The sequence below is a fragment of the Phenylobacterium sp. GW821-FHT12F10 genome, assembly GCF_058806695.1.
Genome location: NZ_JBXAPY010000001.1, coordinates 1 through 19,951, shown reverse-complemented (window position 1 = coordinate 19,951; position 19,951 = coordinate 1). Strand labels below are relative to the sequence as shown.

The following is a 19,951-nucleotide window of genomic DNA, read 5'->3' as shown; positions in this document are numbered from 1 at the left end:
AGTCTCTACAGGTTGGCCCTCGTGGCGGGCTTCCTCGGGCTGAACGCCATCTTCTGGTACCTGGCCGTGAAGGCCATCGCCTTCGTGGGTCTGCTCGCGACCCTCTGAAACCCCGGGCCTAGTCGGGCCAGAGTTCCTGAACATCGCCCTTGCGGTTCAACACCCGCACGGCTCGCTTGACCACGGTCAGCAGGCGCTCTTTGCGCGCCGGCTCGTCATAGGTCATGGCGCCCTTGGCCAAGCCCTCCAGCAGGAAACGGCCGAGGTCGCGGCTGGTCTGGAACCGGGGATCCTCGCCGGCCTGGGCCAGGGCCAGGAAACGGTCGCCCACCTGCGCCCGGTCGAAGGCGCTCTGGGCGGCGGCCAGGCGCACCCGCAGCATGGGATCGGTCCGCGCGGCGGTCTCCAGCTCCGCGAAGGCCACGAAGGGCGCTTCGTGCAGCAGGGCCCAGTAGGCGTCGATCGCGTGCTCGGAGGCGTCGACTCCGGGAGCGGCGGGCGCCGAGGCCGCCTGTTCGAACAGGCGGGCCCGCTCCACCTCGATATAGGCCACGGCGGCCTCCACCAGCTCTTCGCGGCTGGCGAAATGGTAGAGCATCGCGCCACGAGTCAGGTTCGCGGCGTCCGCGATCATGGCGTTGGTGGCGGCGTGATAGCCGACTTCGGCGAACAACCGCATGGCGGCGTCCAAGATGCGTGCGCGGGTACGCCGAGACTTCGGCGTCTCCTTCGCAGGATAGGTACGGGCGTCCATCGGGACCTGATTGGGGAGACCTGGGGAGGGTCGGCCTGACCAATCCCTTACCCTCAAAGGCCCCGCTTCGAAAGAGGCACGATCGGTTTCATGAGAGTGACATGCAATCAGCCTAACCGGCAGGCGTTGGCTGCTCACCAGGGGGTCCTCGATGGCCGATTTCGGAATCCGGCGTTATCGCACCGTGTTCATTTCCGACGTCCATCTGGGGACCAAGGGATGCCAGGCGGAGTTGCTGCTCGACTTCATCCGCCACATCGAGTGCGACAGCCTCTATCTGGTGGGCGACATCATCGACGGCTGGAAGCTGCGCTCGGGCTGGCACTGGCCGCAGAGCCACAACGACGTGGTGCAGAAGATCCTGCGCCTGGCCCGCAAGGGGGTGAACGTCATCTATGTGCCGGGCAACCATGACGACCGGGTCCGGGAGTTCACCGGCGTCCATTTCGGCGGGGTGGTGGTGGCCCGCGACGCCATCCACGAGACCGCCGACGGCAAGCGCTTCCTGGTGACCCACGGGGACGAGTTCGACGGGGTGGTGCAGCACGCCCGCTGGCTGGCGATCCTCGGGGACTATTCCTACCGGGCCCTGCTGGCGGCCAACACCCTGTTCAACCGGGCCCGGCGCCGGCTCGGCTTCGGCTACTGGAGCCTGTCGGCCTATCTGAAGACCCGGGTGAAGAACGCCCTGCAGTTCGTGGAGAACTTCGAGGCCGCCGTGGCCGACGAGGCCCGCCGGCGCGGCGTGGACGGCGTGATCTGCGGCCACATCCACAAGGCCGAGATGCGCGACATCGACGGGATCGTCTATATCAATGACGGCGACTGGGTGGAGAGCTGTTCGGCCCTGGTGGAACACCCGGACGGACGGCTGGAAATCCTGGAGTGGACGAAGATCCGATCCTGGTCGGCCATCACCCGCACCGTCGACACTGTGGAAGAGGCGATCCTCGAACCCGTTGCGGCGTAACACGGTTCTTGACAGCGCAGGCCGGCTGATGACAGTGCGACTGTCATGACGATGCCCCCAACTCGCTATGTCTCCAATCTGCGCGATCGCCAGAAGGCCGAGACGCATGACCAGATCCTGCGGGCGGTGGCCACCCGCCTGGAGTCCGGCGGGCTGGAGGAGCTGAGCTTCGCCGAGATCGCCGCCGAGGCCAAGGTCGGCGAGCGCACCGTCTACCGCCACTTCCCCACCCGCGAAGCCCTGATGGGCGCCTTCTGGGCCTGGCTGCAGACCCAGGCCCTGACCCCGCCCCGGCCCTCGCGGGCCCGGGTGCGCGACGCCATCACCGCCCCGCGCGACAGCCTCAAGCCGATGCGCATCATGGTGGTGACCGACGCCTGGGAGCCGCAGGTGAACGGGGTGGTCCGCACCCTCACCCGGGTCATCAAGGAGATGCGGGAGATGGGCCACACGGTCGAGGTGATCAGCCCCGACCAGTTCAAGACCTTCCCCCTGCCCACCTATGCCGAGATCAAGGTGGCGGTCGGCACCTACGAGCCGGTGCAGGAGCGCTTCAAGGCCTTCGAGCCCGAGGCCATCCACATCGCCACCGAGGGGCCGCTGGGCCTGGCGGCGCGCCGGATCTGCGTGGAGTGGAAGCTGCCCTTCACCACCAGCTACCACACCCGATTCCCGGAATATGTCTCGGCCCGCCTGCCGCTCCCCCTGGCGGCCGGCTACGCCTACATGAAGTGGTTCCACAAGCCGTCCGGACGCCTGATGGTGGCCACGCCCACCATGCGCGACGAGCTGGAGCATCACGGCTTCCGCAACATCACCGCCTGGTCCCGCGGCGTCGACACCGAGGCCTTCCATCCGCGCGGCGCCGGCGAGCCCGACGTCTATGAGGGCCTGGCGCGACCGGTCTTCCTGTCGGTGGGCCGGGTGGCGGTGGAGAAGAACATCGAGGCCTTCCTGGGCCTGGACCTGCCCGGCACCAAGGTGGTGGTGGGCGACGGCCCCCAGACCGAGGAGCTGAAGGCCAAGTACCCGGAGGTGGTGTTCCGCGGCTTCAAGATGGGCGAGGAGCTGGCGGCGCACTTCGCCTGCGCCGACGTCTTCGTCTTCCCCTCGCTCACCGACACCTTCGGCCTGGTGATCCTGGAGGCCATGGCCACGGGGACGCCGGTGGCGGCCTATCCGGCGCCCGGCCCCATCGACATCATCCCCGGCAGCGACGCCGGCGTGCTGGCCGGCAGCGCCACCGAGGGCCTGCGCGAGGCCTGCCTGGAAGCCCTGAAGCTGGATCGCAAGAAGGTGCGCGCCTTCGCCGAAGGCTTCTCCTGGCGCGCCTGCGCCGAGGACTTCGTGCGCAACCTGCAGCCCTATCCCGAGCCGGAGAAGACCCGGTTCTGGCGGCGCCTGCGCCGCCTGGCCCGAGTGCGGCGCCGGCGGCCGGAAGCAGCCTAGCTCTTCGCCGCCACCCGGCGGACCGCCGCGCCGGCCTCGTACCAGCCCTTGCTGGCGTTCACGATTGCCACCACCGAGAGCATGACCGGCACCTCGATCAGGACGCCCACCACCGTGGCCAGGGCCGCGCCGGAGGTGAAGCCGAACAGGCTGATGGCCGCGGCCACCGCCAGCTCGAAGAAGTTGCTGGCGCCGATCAGGGCGGAGGGGCCGGCCACGCAGTGGGCCTCCCCGGCGGCGCGGTTCAGCAGATAGGCCAGGCCGGAGTTGAAATAGACCTGGATGGTGATCGGGACCGCCAGCAGGGCGATGATGGCGGGCTGGGCGATGATCTGCTCCCCCTGGAAGCCGAACAGCAGCACCAGGGTGGCCAGCAGGGCGGTGAGCGACACCGGCCCGATGCGGTCGAGCACCCGCTTGAGGCCCGCTTCGCCGCCGCGCCGCAGCAGGGCGGCGCGCAGGCCCTGGGCCAGGATCACCGGCACGACGATATAGAGTCCCACCGAGAGCAGCAGGGTCTCCCAGGGCACGGTGATGGCCGAGAGCCCCAGCAGCAGGCCGACGATCGGGGCGAAGGCCACCACCATGATGGCGTCGTTCAGGGCCACCTGGCTGAGGGTGAAGTTGGGCTCGCCGCGGGTGAGGTTGCTCCAGACGAAGACCATGGCCGTGCAGGGGGCCGCCGCCAGGATGATCAGGCCGGCGATGTAGGAATTGATCTCGCCCGCCGGCAGCCAGGGCCGGAACAGGTAACCGATGAACAGGGCGCCGAGGGCGGCCATGGAGAAGGGCTTCACCGCCCAGTTGATGAACAGGGTGACCCCGATGCCCCGCCAGTGGCGACCCACCTGGCGCATGGCGCCGAAGTCGACCTTCATCAGCATGGGAATGATCATCAGCCAGATCAGCCCGGCCACCGGCAGGTTGACCCGGGCCACCTCGAGGCCGCCGATCGTCTGGAAGACCTCAGGGAAACGGTGCCCGAGCGCCACCCCGGCGACGATGCACAGGGCCACCCAGAGAGTCAGGAAGCGCTCGAAGGCGGACATGGGCGCGGGCGTGGGCGCCGGCGCGGGGGAGGTTGAAGCCAAGGGAGGGGTTCCTGTCGGGGGCGGGGCGGTCAGGCCGGCCGGGGCTCGCCCTGGGTCTTGCCGATCTCGTTGAGGCGCTTCTGCAGGGACATGCTGTCCAGCGAGCTGAGGGGCAGGTTGATGAAGATGCCGATGCGGTTGTTCAGCATCCGGTAGGCGTCGGCGAAGGCGACGGCCTTCTCGGCCTCGGTCCCCTCCACGGCCGCCGGATCGGGCAGGCCCCAATGGGCGCTCATCGGCTGGCCCGGCCAGATCGGGCAGACCTCGCCGGCGGCGTTGTCGCAGACGGTGAAGACGAAATCGAGCTCCGGCGCGTCGGGATTGGTGGTCCGCGAGAACTCATCCCAGGGCTTGGAGCGCAGGCCTTCGGTCGGATAGTTCAGCTTCTCCAGCAGGGCCAGGGCGTGGGGATTGACCTGCCCCGCCGGCATGGAGCCCGCCGACCAGGCCTTGAACCTGCCGGCTCCGGCCCGGTTCATGATCGCCTCGGCCAGGATCGAGCGGGCCGAATTGCCGGTGCAGAGGAAGAGGACATTGAGCGGCTTGGCGGAGGTCATCAGACGGCCTCCAGGGTCGGGGCGTCCGCCGACGCGCAGCAGGCGGCCCGGTCGAGGATCGCCGACAGCGGCGCGCAGACCTCGGGGGACCCCGCGCAGCAATCCTCCAGCAGGAAGCCGATCAGGCGGCTCATCGCGCCGTAGTCGGCGGTGTAGATGATCGAGCGGCCCTCGCGCCGCGACTGCACGAGGCCCGCGTGGCTTAACAGGTTGAGATTGGCCGAGAGGCTGCTGGGGGGCACCTCGAGGCGGCGGGCGATCTCCCCGGCCGGCAGGCCCTCGGCGCCGGCCTTGATGAGCAGGCGGAAGACTTCCAGGCGGCCTTCATGGGCCAGGGCGGAGAGGCTGGCGATGGCGGGCTTGAGTTCCATAGTTCGATATTAGTCGAAATATGCGACAGATGCGAGACGGCGCGCAAAAAGAAACGCCGCGATCCCGAGGGACCGCGGCGCTCTTGGCTTGTCCGACTTGAGGGGGCTCAGGAAGCCGGGCGCGCCATGGGGGTGAGCTTGGCGGCGACCGCCTGCTGGCCGTCGTGCTGGCCGGCCGGCAGCGGGATCAGGCCGCGGCTCTGCAGGTAGCCGCCCCGGCCGGTGGCCGCGTCGGAGACGAACTCGTTGACGAAGTCCTGGAGGCCGGCGGTGACGCCGATCTGCGACTTCTTCACATAGATGTAGAGCGAACGGGACAGGGGGTAGGAGCCGTCGGAGATACTGCCCGGCGAGGGCTTCACGCCGTTGACGCTGGCGCCCTTGATCTTGTCCATGTTCTCTTCGAGGTAGGACCAGCCGAACACGCCCAGCGCGCCGGGCGTCTTGGTCAGGGTGCCGACGATGGCGTTGTCGTTCTCGCCGGCGTCCACCCAGCCGTCCTTGCGGAGCGGGTCGACCAGTTCCTTGAACTTCTTCTCGTTGTCCGAGCGCAGGGCGTCGGCGGTGGGGAACTTGCGCGCCCCGGCCTCGATGGCCAGCTCGACGAAGGCGTCGCGGGTGCCCGAGGAGGGCGGCGGGCCGTAGACCAGGATGCGGTTGCCGGGCAGGCCGGCGCCGATCTCATCCCAGGTCGTGTAGGGGTTCTTCACGAACTTGCCGGTGCGCAGCACGTTGGCGGCCAGGCCGAGATAGAGGTGCTCGGTCTTGAAGGCGTAGTCGGCGCCGTCCTTGTCGGTGGCCACGACGATGCCGTCGAAGCCGATCTTGATCTGGACGATGTCCTTCACGCCCTTGGCGGCGCAGGCGTCGAATTCCGACTTCTTCATCGGACGCGAGGCGTTGGCGATGTCCGGGAAGGCGTCACCGACGCCGCCGCAGAACAGCTTGATGCCGCCGCCGGTGCCCAGGCTCTCGACCTTGGGAGACTTGGCGCCGGTCTTCTTGGCGTAGTTCTCCGCCACGCGGGTGGCGAAGGGGAAGACGGTGGACGAGCCGGCGGCCCAGACATAGTCCCGGGCGGCCCAGGCGGGCGCCCCGGCGCCCAACAGGGCGGCGGCGGCGACGCAGCCCAGCAGGGTCTTCACTTGAACGGTCTTCATCTGAAATCTCCTCGTTCGCTCGGCTTAGAAGTCGAGCTGAGCGCGCATCTGGAAGGTGTCGACATCGACGTCGCGGCCGGCGCCGGGGTTGTCGATCTTCGAGCGGGTGTAGTTGGCCTGCAGGCGGGCGTAGCCGGTGGGGTAGTAGTTGGCCCCGAGCGTCCAGGCCTTGTACTTGCCGGCGTCCTGGCTGAGCGTGCGGCCGGCCGTGGTGGCGGCGGACGAATAGGCGTCGGTCAAGTCGGCGTAGTCGTAGCGCAGGGCCAGTTCGACCCCGCCCATGCCGCCGCCGGTGATCGGGTTGAGGATCTTCGGACGGCCGAACTCGCCCTTGGTGGCGTCGTAGTTGCGCTGCTCGCCGGTGGGCCAGAAGCTGATGAAGGCGTAGCCCACCTTCACGTCCGGGTTTCCGCCGGGCTGGACCGTCTGGAGACGGGTCACCTTGATGTCGGAATATTCGCCCTGGATCGAGAAGTTGTTGTGGATGTAGGCGGCCTCGACGCCGACGGTCTTGTCGATGTCGCCGATGGCGCCGGTGGCGATATAGCGGCCGGAGTCGCCGTAGTTGGTGTTGGGGCGAGCGGCGTAATTGAAGGCGCTCTCGTCACCGTGGTTTCGGTAGCGGCCGTAGACGGCCACGTGCAGCTTGTCGAAGTCGGTGAGGATCGGGGCGTAGGAGACGCGGCCGGTGAAGCCCACGCGTTCCTTGGAGCCCGGATTGGCGCCGGCGGTGTTGTTGACGTCGGCGGAGTTGATCGAGTTGCCCTGGACGGCGCCGGTGGCGGTCCAGTTGTAGCCGTTCACCTTGGTCACCAGGGACAGCAGGTAGCTGTCGGGGCCCATGTCGCCGTACGGGCCGCGGTCCATGAAGGTGGTGAAGCGGGTGGAGGTGAGGTTCTCGAGACCGGCGGCCTTGATGGCGCCGACCATGACCGAGGTCATCTCGTTGGGCTTGTATTCCAGGACCACGTCGTCCCAGGACCAGGCTCCGCCGTTCACGGCGCCGCCCTCGGCCTTGTAGGCGATGTAGTTGTTGAGCTTGCCTTCGATGCCCAGGAAGGCCTGGCGGCCGCGGACATTGCTGGTCTTGTAGTCGGCCAGGGGCGCGTCACGCTTCACGTCCTGATAGACGTAGTCGATCAGCAGGCGGCCCCGCACCTTGAATTGAACGTCGTCATTGGTCCATTGCGGCGCGCCTTTCCAGGCGGTCGTGGTGTCCTGGGCGCTGGCGGCGCCGGCCGCCAGCATGGCGACGCTGAGCGCCACACCGGCGCAGAGCGAGGTCTTGAAGGTCATATCTTCGGATCCTTGTGGAGCTTATCCCCGTGCCTCTTCAGGCTAGGGGCGGCTTAACGAGGTCCCGTGACGCTTCGGCCAAGTTTGCATGACGATCCGGCGCCGGATCGATGACGGTCAGGCTTCAGGTTTGTGACAAACCATCCGTGAGCGGATGGTCCTGGGCGGCCTACATCAGGCGGCTGCGCATGGCCTGGGACAGCAGGTCGATCAGCGACACCGCGACGACGATGACGATCACGATGGCCGAGAGCTGCTGGTAGGCGAAGGCGTTCATGGTCTCGAACAGCACCTGGCCGATCCCGCCCGCCCCGATCAGGCCCAGCACGGTGGCCGAGCGTGAGTTGGATTCGAAGCGGTAGAGCGCATAGGAGGTCCACAGGGGCGCGACCTGCGGGATGACCCCCCAGATGACCTCCTGCAGGGGTGTGGCGCCGGTGGCCCGCACGCCCTCCACCGGACCCTTGTCGATGGATTCCACCGCCTCGGAGAACAGCTTGGCCAGCACCCCGCCGGTGTTGAGGGCGAGCGCCAGGACGCCGGCGAAGGGGCCCAGGCCGACGGCCACGATGAACAGGGTGCCCACCACCAGGTCTGGGATGGATCGCAACAGGTTCATCAGCAGCCGCATCGGCTGCTGAAGCCAGGCCGGGGAGACGTTGCGCGCGCAGGCCAGGCCGAAGGGAATCGCCAGCACCACCGCCAGGCCCGTGCCCCACAGCGCGATCTGGATGGTGAGCCACATCTGGGAGACGTAGATCTTCCAGTTGGAGAAATCGGGATGCAGCAGGTCGCCGCCGTACTGCCGCATGTTCTCCGAATTGCGGAACAGCAGGACCAGGTGGTTCATCTCCACCGGCCGGAAGCTGATCATCAACAGGACGATGACGCCGCCCCAGACCAGGACGTCGGGCGCGCGCTGGGCGAGCGAGCGGCTGGGCGGGGCCAGGGGGCCCGGCGGATGGATGTCGGTCTGGCTCATCAGACGTCCGGATTGACGGCGCGGCGCTGGGCGGCCTTGGCGCGGATGTCGTCGTAGGCGGCCTGGGCCTTGGCGATCTTGGCCGCGTCGCCGCCGCGCTTGGCGTCGACCAGGACCTCGGAGGCCTCCATCTCGCGGATCGGATCGAGATAGGAGTCGTCGGCCGGGCGGAAGCCGCCATAGGCCAGGCCCTTGAGCACCTCGCGCTGCTTGTCGGCGCGCGGGCCCGTGCCGGTCCCGTAGGTCAGGAAGAACTGGCGCAGCTTCTCCTTGATCGCCGGGTCGAGGTCCTTTCGGGCGACGATGGAGGATTCCGGCAGGGGGGGCGAGCGCCAGATCACCTCGATCTTGGCGGCGATCTCCGGGTTCTCGCGGCCGGCGAACACCAGGCCGACGGAGTTGTTGGTGGCCACGTCCAGCACGCCATTGGCGACCGAGAAGACATTGGCCTGGTGGCTGGCCGAGCGGACGCCCTTGAAGCAGGCCGCGGGCTCAATGCCGCGCGGCGAGAACAGGTAGGTCATGGGCGCCAAGGTGCCGGAGGTCGACTTGGCGTCGCCGATGCCGAAGGAGTAGCGCTTGCCGCACTTGAGCACGTCATCGAGGGTGATGCCGCTGCCCTTCTTCACGATCAGAACCGACTCATAGGAGTCGACGCCGCCGGAATCGATGACCCGGCCCAGCACCTGGCCGTCGGCCCGGCGCACGGCCTCCAGCGCCGGCAGGGCGGAGAACCAGCCCACCTGCACCTGGTTGAAGCGCATGGCCTCGATCAGCGAGGTGTAGTTGGTGGCGAAATAAGGCTTCACCTTGATCCCGAGCTGCTCGGACATGTCGTCCAACATCGGCTGCCACAGGGGCGCCATCGAGGCCTGGTTCTCCGCCGAGAGGATGGAGAAGGTCAGCTCCTTGGGAGCCGCGGCCTTGTCGGCGGGCTTCTGGCCGCAGGCGGCCAGGGCCAGGGCGGCCGCGAGGGCGGTCAGAACATGGCGGCGGATCATTTCGGCGCTCCTTCCCAGAAGGCGTCTTCGAATTCGGGGCCGTAGATGTCGATCAGGCGGGCGCGGTCCAGGCCGTCGATGGGGCCGTCATAGACGACCTTGCCGGCCTTCAGGGCCACCACCCGCTTGCAGTAGCGCAGGGCGTAGTCGACCTGGTGCAGGGTGACGACGACGGTGAGGCCGTCCACGGCGTTGAGGTCGCGCAGAAGCTCCATCACCTTACGGGCCGAGACCGGGTCGAGGGAGGCCACCGGCTCATCGGCCAGGATGATCTTGGCCTTCTGCACCAGGGCGCGTGCGATGGCGCCGCGCTGCTGCTGGCCGCCGGAGAGGGTGTTGGCCCGCTGGCCGGCGTAGTCGGCGACACCGACCCGAGCCAGGGCGGCCATGGCGGCGTCCTTGGTCTCCTGCGGCCAGAGGCCCAGCAGGCCGCGGATCGCCGGGATGCGGCCGAGGGACCCCAGGGCGACATTGGTGAAGAGCGAGAGCCGCCCCACCAGATTGAACTGCTGGAAGATGAAGCCGACGCGGATGCGGGTCTCGCGCACCTTGCGGCTGATCTTGCCGCCCGACTGCACCGGCCCGCCGAAGGCCTCGATGACGCCGGGACCTTGATCGATGGTCTGCAGGCCGCTGATGGAGCGCAGCAGGGTGGACTTGCCCGAGCCGGACGGGCCGATCAGGGCGATCATCTCGCCCCGGGCCACACTGAGGGACACGCCGTCGAGCGCCTTGCGAGGGCCAAAGCTCTTCGAGGCGTTCCGTACGGACAGAACGGCGGCGTCAGTCATGAATGCAGAAGTTCCAAGGTCGGCGCACGCAGGGGCGGAGACGCGTCATCGCCGACCGCTGCGACGACTTCATGACACGCCGGCCCGCGTCCGGTCTAGCGTCCGTTAACGCCGTCACGCCCCGCCGCCGCGGGCGGGGCAGGAATGACCCCAAGGCGGCGGATTCCGGCCCTGGGGGACCGTCACAAAACCGCCCGCGGGTCCCCCTCTCCAAGCCTTGGCCCCGTCAGGGTTTGCGCGCGATTCACCGCAGCGGAATCAAACCTCTTTACACAGGGGTGATATGCCCCTATTTCACCGCGCTCCGGCGGACCCGAAGTCCTCAAAAGCGCTGCTAACGCCGGCTAGGTTCAACAATCCGTTGGGGGTTACGTGAATTGCACACGTATCATACGCCCCTGGACCTGGTCCGTCAGCGGTCCCCGGAACGTCCTGTCGCAATAGCGCGACCTGACGCGGTGGCTGTGGCGGCGCGCTGGTTCCAGGAAAATTTCCGAGGCGACGTCTTCTACGCTGTCAAAGCGAATCCCTCGCCGTGGGTCATCGAGACTCTGGCGGCCAATGGGGTGACCTCGTTCGACGTGGCTTCGATCCCGGAGATCGAACTGGTGAGCCAGTTCGCGCCCGGATCGCGCATGGCGTTCATGCATCCGGTGAAGAGCCGCTCGGCCATCTCCCAGGCCTATTTCGATCATGGGGTCCGCACCTTCGCGCTGGATACGCACGAGGAGCTGGCCAAGATCCTGGACGCCACCGGCGGCGCCAAGGACCTGAACCTGATCGTGCGCCTGGCGGTCGCCGCCGAAGGCGCGGCCTATTCCCTGTCGGGCAAGTTCGGGGTCGACGCCTTCGAGGCCCCGGCCCTGCTGCTGGCCGCCCGCCGGGCGACCCAGGACCTGATGGGCGTCTCCTTCCACGTCGGCAGCCAGTGCATGCGTCCCACCGCCTACCAGGCGGCCATGACCCAGGCCTCCCGCGCCCTGGTCCGCGCCGGCGTCTTCGCCGACGTGGTGGACGTGGGCGGCGGCTTCCCGTCGGTCTATCCCGGCATGGTTCCGCCGGCGCTCGCCGACTATGTGGACTCCATCGACCGCGGCTTCGCCGAGATGATGGTGCACGAGACCACCGAGCTGTGGTGCGAACCCGGCCGGGCCCTGGTGGCCGAAGGCTCCTCGATCCTCACCAAGGTCGAGCTGCGCAAGGGCGACGCCCTCTATCTGAACGACGGGTCCTACGGCTCGCTGTTCGACGCCGCCCACACCAAGTGGCCCTTTCCGGTCAAGCTGATCCGCAACGTGGACGGCGAGGCCCAGGAGGTCGAAGGCGCCCTGAAGCCCTACCGCTTCTGGGGTCCCACCTGCGATTCCCTGGACCACATGCCGGGCCCCTTCTGGCTGCCCGAGGACATCCGCGAGGGTGACTATGTCGAGATCGGCATGCTCGGCGCCTATGGCGTGGCGATGAACACCCGCTTCAATGGCTTCGGCGACGCCGAGACCATCGAGTGCGAGGACGCGCCCATGGCCTCCATGTTCGGCCTGGCCCGGCGTTCGATCCCGGTGCCGAAGTCCGACACCGCCAACGTCGTGAAGCTGTCACGGGCGCGCGGGAAGAAGCGTCGGCGGAAATAATCCCGCCGCCCAGGTGTTGTTGGTCCAGCCGGTCGCTCCGTCCCGGCTGGGCCCCTTTTCCATGGACGGGCGCTCAAACTCTACAGGATCAAGAGAATGAACGCTGACGTTCAGAACACCAACCGCAAGGCCGAGCTGCTCTCGACCACCGTCGAGCACGTGGCCATCGACCAGTACGACGCCCGGCCGATCATCGATTCGATGCGGCAGATGAGCTTCACCAGCCGCGACACCGCCCGGGCCGCCGACATCCTGACCATGGCCCTGGAAGACAAGGGCTGCTCCACCTGGCTGACCCTGGCCGGCTCCACCAGCGCCGGCGGCTGCATGCACATCTACCGCGACATGCTGAAGTTCGGCCTGATCGACTGCGTGGTCTCCACCGGCGCCTCCATCGTGGACATGGATTTCTTCGAGGCCCTGGGCTTCAAGCACTACCAGTCCAAGCCCCAGGACCCGGTCGACGACCGCGACCTGCGCGCCCTCTATATCGACCGCATCTACGACACCTATATCGACGAGGAAGAGCTCCAGAACTGCGACGAGACCATCTTCCAGCTCTGCAACGCCCTGGAGCCGCGCCCCTATTCGAGCCGCGAGTTCATCTGGGAGATGGGCAAGTGGCTGGCCGAGGGCGGCGCCAAGAAGAAGGGCTCGCTGATCGAGACGGCCTATGAGCTGGACATTCCGATCTTCTGCCCGGCCTTCACCGACTCTTCCGCCGGCTTCGGCCTGGTGAAGCACCAGGTGGAGAACATGAAGGCGGGCAAGCCCTACCTGACCATCGACTCCGTCGCCGATTTCCGCGAGCTGACCGACGTCAAGATCGCGGCCGGGACGACGGGCCTGTTCATGGTGGGCGGCGGGGTTCCGAAGAACTTCGCCCAGGACACCGTGGTCTGCGCCGAGATCCTCGGCCACGAGGTGGACATGCACAAGTACGCCATCCAGATCACCGTGGCCGACGTGCGCGACGGCGCCTGCTCGTCCTCGACGCTGAAGGAGGCCTGCTCCTGGGGCAAGGTCGACGTCACCTGGGAACAGATGGTGTTCGCCGAGGCCAGCACCGTGGTCCCGCTGATCGCCTCGGACGCCTGGCACCGCGGCGCCTGGAAGACCCGCGAGAAGCCCCGCTGGGCCAAGCTGTTCCAGAAGATCGCCAAATAGGCTGAGCTAAGGAAGCGGCCGTCACGCCCCGGGCGTGACGGCCGAGTTCAGCGTGTGGGGAGGATACCCGCTCGCTATTCGCAATAGATCCGCACCTTGGTCCGGTCCTGGTCGACGTCGACCGTCAGGTCGTTGAGCTGTTCCACCAGCTCCTCCAGGTTTTCCGGCTTCAGGCTGTTGATGTCGAAGGGCACGCCGTGCTGACGCATGGCCTCGTTGACCTTGTCCCGGGCCTGGGGCGGGATGATGCTGGAGAGGCGAACCCCGGCCCGCAGCAGGTTCATCGGCACCCGGACATTGACCTTGGTGGGACCGCCGTGACCCTCGTCGGTGTCGACGGCGACCCGCAGGTATTTCGGCGACGCCTTGGCGGCCGGAGCCCCCTCGGGCGCGCGAGGACCGGCGCCTCGCTCCAGGGCGGCGATCAGGCGTTCGGCCTCGTCGGGCGTGACCTTGCCTTCCGACAGCATCTGCAGGATCGAGCGGCGATCTTCGCTCATGGCGGTCTCTCCTAGAGGATCTTCAGGTGGACGTTGGCGTCCCGCCGGTCGATGTCGATCTGCGTGCCGCTCAGCGCCATCAGCACCCGGCCGACCCCGATCATGGCCATGGCCGGATTGACCCCGAAGGGCCGCGGCAGCAGCACGGCGATCCCCATGATCAGCATCAGCAAGGGCGCCAGCAGGATCAGCAGCGGGGTCACCGGCAGCCACAGATTGATCTCGCGCCGGGGCCCCGGCTTGCGCACCCGCGGCACGGTGCGCCAGCGCAGCCGCTCGGCGCGCTCGCGCATCAGGGTGAGGCCGCGCGTCGCCTTGCGGCGTTCGGGATTGGCCACCTCGGTGGGTTGGACGGGGGTGGGAAGCGGACTCATGGGGCGGCCTCCAGTTCGGCGATCGCGTCCTGGGCGCTGATCTCGCCACGGCTCAGCCGCTCCAACACCTCGGCCCGGGAGGGCCGCGGCGCGACATCGAAGACATCCAGGCTGGCGGCGATGCGGTTCAGCCGCGCCTTCACCGTCGGGTAGCTGACCCCGAACACCTGCTCCATCTCCTTGATGGAGCCGTGGCTGCGCAGGAAGGCGGCGACGAAGATCTGGTCCTCCGCCGAGAGCCTCGCCAGCTGCGGCGGTTCGAAGGCCCCCTCGATGGCGATGTCGCGGTCGGACAGCCGAACCCGCTCCACCACCAGCGGCGCGCCGCCGGTGAGCTGGGTCAAGGCCTGCCAGTCCTGAACTTTCGCTTGGCTCACGGGGGTCTCGCCTCTGATCTGAGGAACCCTACCTCAAGAAAATTTAGTTTTCAACTTCGATAACTTGAAAAAATCAATCTCAAGATCGGGCGTTGCGTCCGCCGGCCGCCCGCGCATGATGGGACAAGACATAGGGAGTGAGCTGAATGAGCCGTGTACTGATCGCCCTGAGCCTGACGGGCGCCCTGACCGTGGCCGGGATCGCCGTGGCCCAGCCCACGCCGGCCCCCCGCCCCCTGCCCTCGGGCTATCTCAACGCCCAGACCTGGCCGAACGCCGCGCTCATCCTGCCGCCCGCCCCGGCCACCGGCTCGCCGCGGGAGGCCCAGGACCAGGCGGTCTACAAGGCCAGCCGCGCCCTGGAGGGCACGCCGCGCTGGTCCCTGGCCCAGAACGACGTCCCGTCCCTGCCGGCCAACATGCTCACCGACTTCAGCTGCGCGATGGGCGCCCAGCTCTCCCCCCAGACCACACCCAAGCTGATGGCCATGCTCAGCCGGATGGGGATCGACGCCAGCCGCCAGGTTTCCAGCGTCAAGGACGTGTTCAAGCGCCAGCGGCCCTATCTGATCGCCGGGGAGGGCAACATCTGCGCGCCCAGGACCGACTCCCTGGCCGCGAGCCCCGACTATCCCTCCGGCCACGCCACCTGGGGCTGGGGCGTGGCCCTGGTGCTGGCCGAGATCGCGCCGGACCGGGCGACCCCGATCCTGACCCGCGGGCGGGCCTTCGGCGAGAGCCGGGTGGTCTGCGGCGTGCACAGCGTCAGCGCCGTCGAGGCCGGCCGCACCAACGGCGCGGCCCTGGTGGCCACCTGGCGGGGTGATCCGGCCTTCCGCGCCGACCTGGAGGCCGTCCGCGCCGAGGTCGGAGCGGTGCGCATGAGCGGAGCCAAGCCCCCGGCTGGCGTCTGCAAGATGGAGGCGGAACTGACCGCCACGACCCCCTGGTAGGCTAGATACCCGCGTACCACTCGTAGCCGCGGTCCTCCCAGTAGCCGCCCTTGCCGCGTCCGATCTGGGCGAAGTCGGAGACGGCCTCGATCCGCATGACGTACTTGGCGTGCTTGTAGCCGAGCTGTCGCTCGACCCGCAGGCGCAGGGGCGCGCCATGGGCGACCGGCAGGACCTTGCCGTTCATCTCGTAGGCCAGGATGGTCTGGGGGTGGTAGGCGTCGATCAGGTCGATGCTCTCATAGTACTGCCCCGAGCCGTCCAGGGTCATCTCCAGGCTGTCGGCGCAGTGGAAGACGATGTAGCGGGCGGTGTCCTTCAGGCCGGCCATGTCCAGCAGCGGCCCCAGCCGCGCGCCCTTCCACTTGCCGATGCTCGACCAGCCCTCGACGCAGTCGTGGCGGGTGATCTGGGTGCGGGAGGTGAGCCCCCGGATCTCGGCCAGGGTCAGGGACAGGGGCTTGTCCACCAGGCCGTCCACCACCAGGCGGTAGTCCTTGAAGCCGGCCTCCAGCAGGGCCCGGTATTCATCGTCCGAGGGACTGATGGACCCGTTGGCGCGGAAGTCGCGGGCGATGTCGGCCTCGGTGAACTCCTGGGCCAGGGCCTTGCGGCTGATCAGCAGCCGATGGGCGCGGCGGGTCAGGCCCTCGGCGCTCTGCAGCGTGGCCTGGACGCGGGGGTCGTCATTGACCTTGTTGCAGGCGGTGAGCCAGAGGCCCGCGGCGCCGGCGGCCACGCCCTTCAGCCAGCCGCGGCGGGTGTCGGCGGCGCTCATTGGGCGTCTCCCTCGACTTCGATGGCGTAGCGGCCGGTGATCATCGACCGCAGATTGTTCCAGACGCCCGAGAGCAGGACCATGGCCAGGTGGACCAGGACGAAGGCCACGATCAGCCCGGCGCAGAGGAAGTGGATCGTCCGCGCCGACTGGCGGCCGCCGAACAGGGCCGGCAGCCAGGGCTGGCCGGCGTCCACCGCCGGCGACATGGTCAGGCCGGTGAGGACCATCAGCGGCAGGATGATCAGGACGATCCCGCCATAGGCCAGCTTCTGCAGGGCGTTGTAGCGCCGCGCCGCCTCGCCCTTGGCGAACCGCAGGCGGGCGTGGTCGATCACCTCCCGCCAGAGGTGGCGCGGGGCCAGCTGGTCGCGGGTGGGCAGCAGATCGCGCCGGATGTGGCCGTTGAGGATATTGGCCGACAGATAGACCAGGCCGTTGAGGACGAAGAGCCAGGCGAAGAAGAAGTGCCAGTGGCGGCCGTCCACCAGGCTCCGATAGCCGGGCGCCGTGGCCCAGGACGGGAAGCCGCGGGGCTCGCCCATCCCCGGCTTGCCGGAATAGCCCAGAAGGCCGGTGGTCTCGATCTGGAGGGCGCCGATCTTGGTGACCCCGATCATGTCGCCGCCCTTCTCCACCGCCGTCATCGAGACCCAGGGCTCGGCGAAGGTGGACTTCTGGCCCCAATAGAGGGCCGGATGGGCGTTGAAGATCTGCAGGCCGCTCATCAGCAGCAGGGTCAGGGCCACCAGATTGATCCAGTGGGTGATCCGGGTGATCACCGCGTGGCGATAGACCAGCACCTTCATCGGCGGCGGTTCGGACATGATCGCGTTCCCTCCCAGGCGCCCTTGAGCTTCGCACGCCGCCGGCAGGCCGGCGACACTGGCCCGAGCTTGAGCGTGCAGACGAATTCGCCCCTCGCCCCCTGTTGGTTACACCGCCGGTCCCATAAGTTCGCGCCATCAATGGGGGATGGTTGCGTGAACGAAGGCGTCGAGGTCTGGGGCGGAGGGGTCAACACCTGGGAATGCGACGAGATGGGACACCTGAACGTCCGGTTCTGGGTGGCCAAGTCCCTGGAGGGCCTGGCCGGGCTGGCCGCCCAGCTGGGCATGCCGCGCGCCTTCACCCAGGGCGCCGTCTCCACCCTGGTGGTGCGCGAGCAGCATATCCGCTTCCTGCGGGAGGCCCGGCCCGGCGCCTGCCTGATCATGACCGGCGGCGTGGTGGAGATGGGCGAGACCGACGCCCGCCTGCTGCTGGTGATCCGTCACCTCTCCGGCGAACCCGCGGCGACCTTCCAGCTGGTGGTGTCCCACGCCACCGGCGACGACCTGCGGCCCTTCCCCTGGCCCCGGCGCATCCGGGACCGGGCGCAGGCCCTGAAGGTCGAGATCCCGGCCTTCGCCGCCGCCCGCAGCATCGACCTGTCGCCGGTGACGCCGATGGCCTCCCTCGACAAGGCCCTGGCCCTGGACCTGAAGCGGATCGGCATGGGGGTGATCCAGCCCACCGAGTGCGACGTGTTCGGGCGCATGCGGGGCGAGATGTTCATCGGCCGGGTCTCGGACGGGGTCAGCCGGCTGTTCGGCGAGACCCGTCCCGGTCCCGCCCCGGTCGAGGGGGAAGCGCCCAAGCGAATCGGCGGGGCGGTGCTGGAGTATCGGGTCCTGCACCTGGACTGGCCGCGGGCCGGCGATTCCATCGAATTGCGCTCGGGGTTCGCCGGCTGCGACAGCCGCGCGCGCCGCGTCATGCACTGGATGGTCGATCCCGTCAGCGGCCGGGCCTGGGCCAGCGCCGAGGCCGTGGTGATCAGCTTCGACCTCGACGCCCGCAAGGTGGTGGACATCACGCCCGAGGCCCAGGCCGCCTACCGGGCCCAAGTGACGCCGGGCCTAGGCCTTTAGGACGGCCGCCCGCAGGGCGGCGGCGACCACGTCGGGCCGCTCCATAGGCAGGAAGTGGCTGGTCCCCGGCACGGTCTCCAGGGTGATGCGGCCCGAGGCGGTCAGTTCGGCCTCATGCCCGTCCACCCGGCAGGTGGAGCCGTGCTCGGCGCGGAAGATGGCGATGGGGGCGGTGGAACGGGCGAAGGCGTCCCAGGTGTCGTGCGCCTGGGAGGTGAAGTTCGAGGCCTCCCATTCCGGGGCGCAGGTCAGCTCCACCTCGCCGTCGGGGCGGTCGCGGAAGCCGTCGGCCACGTAGTCGGCCAGCATGGCCGGGGTCCAGCTCTTGAAGGCGCCGCGGCCGGTATAGGCCTCGATCACCGCCGCCCGGCTCGGGAACACCGAGCGGCGGCGCAAGGCGCCCTGCACCAAAGGTGATTCGATGGGCTCGCCCCCCTGGTTGGCGGCGATCGCCTCCGGGGTGAGGACGACGGGATCGAACATCACCAGCCGCCGGACCCGCTGCGGAGCCTCGGCGCTGGCCAGGATGCTGGCGGTGCCGCCCATGGAGTGGCCGGCCATCACCAGGTTCTTCAGGTCGAGAGCGGCCATGAAGGCCAGCAGGTCGTCACGCAGATTGTACCAGGTGTTGCGGCCCTCGATCTGTGGCGGCAGCCCGGACCGGCCATGACCCCGCTGGTCCACCGCCAGGATGCGGAACTCCCCGGCCAGGGGCGCCAGGATGCTGGCGTAGGTGCGGGCGTTGAAGCCATTGGCGTGGGTGAAGAGGATATCCACCGGCCGCCCGGAGGGCCCGAACTCCAGCGCCGACATCGTCCCGCCCCGTTCAGGCAGCTCGACCCGCACCGGGCGAGGCTCGCTCGCGACCGCAACATTCATGGGAACTCTCCTCCGACCGGGTCCATATAGCCGCTGATACGCGCGCGGCCAGAGCTAAGCCTTCACGCGAGGCGTGATCGCCAAACCGGGGAATCTCAAGGGCTTAGGGCGCCTGCGGCGAAAAGTGATCACGAGAGCGTGAATTAAAGCCTTGCCCTCGCGGCGAACCACGGCATATTCCTCTCTCGCGCTTGCGGCGTTTCCCAATCGGGGGGCGAGTCGGGCGCTTCATTACCTCCGTTTCCTAGGGGACCAGCCACATGACCTCCGAACTGCTTCGCAAGCTCCTCGTCGCCGGCGCCGCCGTCGCCGCCCTCTCCGTCGCCGCCTGCGGCAAGCCCGCTGAAAAGGCCGACGCCGCCGCTGCTGAAGCGACCGACGCCGCCGCCACTGCGACCGACGCCGCCGCCACCGCGACCGACGCCGCCGCCACCGCCACTGCCGACGCCGCCGCCGCTGCTCCGGCCGCCGACGCCGCCGCCGCTCCGGCCGCTGCTGCTCCGGCCGCCGACGCCGCCATGGCGCCGGCCGCTCCCGAGAAGAAGTAGGCTTCTCGAGCGCACACGCGTTCTACGAAGGGCCGTCCCCCGGGGCGGCCCTTTTGTTTTCGGCCTGATCAAATTGAGGTGAAGCTCAGCCTTGCCCTCGACGCGAACCCAGGCATATTCCCCCTGTTGGGGCCTTCCCGTAGGGGGGCGCCTCGTTGGGTGCTTTCAACAATCTAATCCAAGGATCTGGGACATGACCTCCGCCATTCTCCGCAAGCTGCTCGTCGCCGGCGCCGCCGTCGCCGCTCTCTCCGCCGCCGCCTGCTCCAAGCCCGCTGAAAAGGCCGACGCTCCGGCCGCCGAATCGGCCGCCACCGCCGCCGACGCCGCCGCCACCGCGACCGACGCCGCCGCCACCGCTGCTGACGCCGCCGCCGACGCCGCCGCTGCTCCGGCCGCCGCTGACGCC

Annotated in this window: 23 protein-coding genes and 1 pseudogene; 9 read left to right on the top strand and 15 right to left on the bottom strand. The window is 68.5% G+C overall.

All coding sequences use genetic code 11. The features are described 5' to 3' along the window. Positions 1–118: 118 nt before the first annotated feature. Positions 119–754: a TetR family transcriptional regulator gene (locus AC1RN5_RS00120; protein ID WP_421933211.1), complete on the bottom strand. Its 636-nt coding sequence runs from the start codon at positions 752–754 to the stop codon at positions 119–121. 151 nt (positions 755–905) lie between these two features. Between AC1RN5_RS00120 and AC1RN5_RS00115 the strand changes: the two genes are divergently transcribed. The 3 genes and pseudogenes from AC1RN5_RS00115 (at position 906) to AC1RN5_RS00105 (ending at position 3,173) form a co-directional block, all read left to right on the top strand. Next, positions 906–1,724, top strand: a complete 819-nt coding sequence (locus AC1RN5_RS00115; protein ID WP_493039277.1) for a UDP-2,3-diacylglucosamine diphosphatase — start codon at positions 906–908, stop codon at positions 1,722–1,724. A 45-nt stretch (positions 1,725–1,769) separates the two neighbouring features. Further along, positions 1,770–1,964 (top strand): annotated as a pseudogene (locus AC1RN5_RS00110) (TetR/AcrR family transcriptional regulator); the annotation flags it as partial. Between the two features lie 111 nt (positions 1,965–2,075). After that, positions 2,076–3,173 carry a glycosyltransferase family 4 protein gene (locus AC1RN5_RS00105; RefSeq protein ID WP_493041459.1) on the top strand — a complete coding sequence of 366 codons (1,098 nt, stop codon included), beginning with the start codon at positions 2,076–2,078 and terminating at the stop codon, positions 3,171–3,173. On the opposite strand, the gene arsB is transcribed toward AC1RN5_RS00105, so the two are convergent. The 8 genes from arsB to phnC all read right to left on the bottom strand — a co-directional run bounded on the left by arsB (position 3,170) and on the right by phnC (position 10,422). Beyond that, entirely contained in the window at positions 3,170–4,222 is a 1,053-nt protein-coding gene (arsB, locus tag AC1RN5_RS00100) for an ACR3 family arsenite efflux transporter (protein ID WP_493041458.1), read from the bottom strand. The two genes, AC1RN5_RS00105 and arsB, sit on opposite strands and share 4 nt — an antisense overlap. 71 nt (positions 4,223–4,293) lie before the next feature. Beyond that, positions 4,294–4,821, bottom strand: coding sequence for an arsenate reductase ArsC (locus tag AC1RN5_RS00095; RefSeq protein WP_493039276.1), 528 nt, complete (start codon positions 4,819–4,821; stop codon positions 4,294–4,296). Continuing rightward, positions 4,821–5,192 (bottom strand): ArsR/SmtB family transcription factor, encoded by a 372-nt coding sequence (locus tag AC1RN5_RS00090; protein ID WP_493039275.1) that lies wholly within the window; start codon positions 5,190–5,192, stop codon positions 4,821–4,823. The genes AC1RN5_RS00095 and AC1RN5_RS00090 overlap by 1 nt, the downstream gene beginning before the upstream one ends. Before the next feature lie 107 nt (positions 5,193–5,299). Then, the gene (locus tag AC1RN5_RS00085) at positions 5,300–6,337 is read right to left on the bottom strand and encodes a substrate-binding domain-containing protein (protein ID WP_493041457.1); all 1,038 of its coding nucleotides are present in this window, start codon (positions 6,335–6,337) and stop codon (positions 5,300–5,302) included. A gap of 39 nt (positions 6,338–6,376) precedes the next feature. Continuing rightward, positions 6,377–7,648: an OprO/OprP family phosphate-selective porin gene (locus tag AC1RN5_RS00080; protein WP_493039274.1), complete on the bottom strand. Its 1,272-nt coding sequence runs from the start codon at positions 7,646–7,648 to the stop codon at positions 6,377–6,379. A gap of 169 nt (positions 7,649–7,817) precedes the next feature. Further along, on the bottom strand, positions 7,818–8,630 hold the full coding sequence (gene phnE / locus AC1RN5_RS00075) for a phosphonate ABC transporter, permease protein PhnE (RefSeq protein WP_493039273.1): 813 nt from the start codon (positions 8,628–8,630) through the stop codon (positions 7,818–7,820). Beyond that, positions 8,630–9,631 (bottom strand): phosphate/phosphite/phosphonate ABC transporter substrate-binding protein, encoded by a 1,002-nt coding sequence (gene phnD, locus AC1RN5_RS00070; RefSeq protein WP_493039272.1) that lies wholly within the window; start codon positions 9,629–9,631, stop codon positions 8,630–8,632. The genes phnE and phnD overlap by 1 nt, the downstream gene beginning before the upstream one ends. After that, positions 9,628–10,422 carry a phosphonate ABC transporter ATP-binding protein gene (gene phnC / locus AC1RN5_RS00065; protein WP_421933218.1) on the bottom strand — a complete coding sequence of 265 codons (795 nt, stop codon included), beginning with the start codon at positions 10,420–10,422 and terminating at the stop codon, positions 9,628–9,630. The genes phnD and phnC overlap by 4 nt, the downstream gene beginning before the upstream one ends. A gap of 377 nt (positions 10,423–10,799) precedes the next feature. On the opposite strand from phnC, the gene AC1RN5_RS00060 reads away from it, so the two are divergent. Then, on the top strand, positions 10,800–12,053 hold the full coding sequence (locus AC1RN5_RS00060) for a type III PLP-dependent enzyme (RefSeq protein ID WP_421933219.1): 1,254 nt from the start codon (positions 10,800–10,802) through the stop codon (positions 12,051–12,053). A 96-nt stretch (positions 12,054–12,149) separates the two neighbouring features. Beyond that, a complete protein-coding gene (locus tag AC1RN5_RS00055) occupies positions 12,150–13,220 on the top strand; it encodes a 1,9-bis(guanidino)-5-aza-nonane synthase (protein ID WP_421933220.1) in 1,071 nt (356 codons plus the stop codon). A gap of 74 nt (positions 13,221–13,294) precedes the next feature. Here the strand turns inward: AC1RN5_RS00055 and AC1RN5_RS00050 are convergent, their stop codons facing one another. The 3 genes from AC1RN5_RS00050 to AC1RN5_RS00040 are packed head-to-tail and all read right to left on the bottom strand — an operon-like array spanning position 13,295 to position 14,471. Then, the gene (locus AC1RN5_RS00050; RefSeq protein ID WP_493039271.1) at positions 13,295–13,720 is read right to left on the bottom strand and encodes an SHOCT-like domain-containing protein; all 426 of its coding nucleotides are present in this window, start codon (positions 13,718–13,720) and stop codon (positions 13,295–13,297) included. Between the two features lie 11 nt (positions 13,721–13,731). Next, positions 13,732–14,094 carry a hypothetical protein gene (locus AC1RN5_RS00045; protein ID WP_493039270.1) on the bottom strand — a complete coding sequence of 121 codons (363 nt, stop codon included), beginning with the start codon at positions 14,092–14,094 and terminating at the stop codon, positions 13,732–13,734. After that, positions 14,091–14,471: a DUF2089 domain-containing protein gene (locus AC1RN5_RS00040; RefSeq protein WP_493039269.1), complete on the bottom strand. Its 381-nt coding sequence runs from the start codon at positions 14,469–14,471 to the stop codon at positions 14,091–14,093. Before AC1RN5_RS00040 ends, AC1RN5_RS00045 begins: the two co-directional genes overlap by 4 nt. A gap of 146 nt (positions 14,472–14,617) precedes the next feature. Between AC1RN5_RS00040 and AC1RN5_RS00035 the strand changes: the two genes are divergently transcribed. Further along, complete coding sequence (locus AC1RN5_RS00035) at positions 14,618–15,424, top strand: acid phosphatase (RefSeq protein WP_493039268.1); 807 nt, start codon at positions 14,618–14,620, stop codon at positions 15,422–15,424. Position 15,425: 1 nt separating this feature from the next. On the opposite strand, the gene AC1RN5_RS00030 is transcribed toward AC1RN5_RS00035, so the two are convergent. Both AC1RN5_RS00030 and AC1RN5_RS00025 read right to left on the bottom strand, forming a co-directional pair. After that, entirely contained in the window at positions 15,426–16,202 is a 777-nt protein-coding gene (locus AC1RN5_RS00030) for a molybdopterin-binding protein (protein WP_493039267.1), read from the bottom strand. Next, positions 16,199–17,029 carry a cytochrome b/b6 domain-containing protein gene (locus AC1RN5_RS00025; protein ID WP_493039266.1) on the bottom strand — a complete coding sequence of 277 codons (831 nt, stop codon included), beginning with the start codon at positions 17,027–17,029 and terminating at the stop codon, positions 16,199–16,201. The genes AC1RN5_RS00030 and AC1RN5_RS00025 overlap by 4 nt, the downstream gene beginning before the upstream one ends. Before the next feature lie 156 nt (positions 17,030–17,185). Between AC1RN5_RS00025 and AC1RN5_RS00020 the strand changes: the two genes are divergently transcribed. Continuing rightward, a complete protein-coding gene (locus AC1RN5_RS00020; protein ID WP_493039265.1) occupies positions 17,186–18,115 on the top strand; it encodes a thioesterase family protein in 930 nt (309 codons plus the stop codon). On the opposite strand, the gene AC1RN5_RS00015 is transcribed toward AC1RN5_RS00020, so the two are convergent. Beyond that, on the bottom strand, positions 18,104–18,994 hold the full coding sequence (locus AC1RN5_RS00015) for an alpha/beta fold hydrolase (RefSeq protein WP_493039264.1): 891 nt from the start codon (positions 18,992–18,994) through the stop codon (positions 18,104–18,106). The two genes, AC1RN5_RS00020 and AC1RN5_RS00015, sit on opposite strands and share 12 nt — an antisense overlap. Before the next feature lie 260 nt (positions 18,995–19,254). Between AC1RN5_RS00015 and AC1RN5_RS00010 the strand changes: the two genes are divergently transcribed. Together AC1RN5_RS00010 and AC1RN5_RS00005 are read left to right on the top strand one after the other, a co-directional pair. Then, positions 19,255–19,542: a hypothetical protein gene (locus AC1RN5_RS00010; protein ID WP_421933229.1), complete on the top strand. Its 288-nt coding sequence runs from the start codon at positions 19,255–19,257 to the stop codon at positions 19,540–19,542. 193 nt (positions 19,543–19,735) lie between these two features. Continuing rightward, positions 19,736–19,951: hypothetical protein (locus AC1RN5_RS00005; protein ID WP_493039263.1), on the top strand; the 216-nt coding region annotated here is incomplete at its 3' end.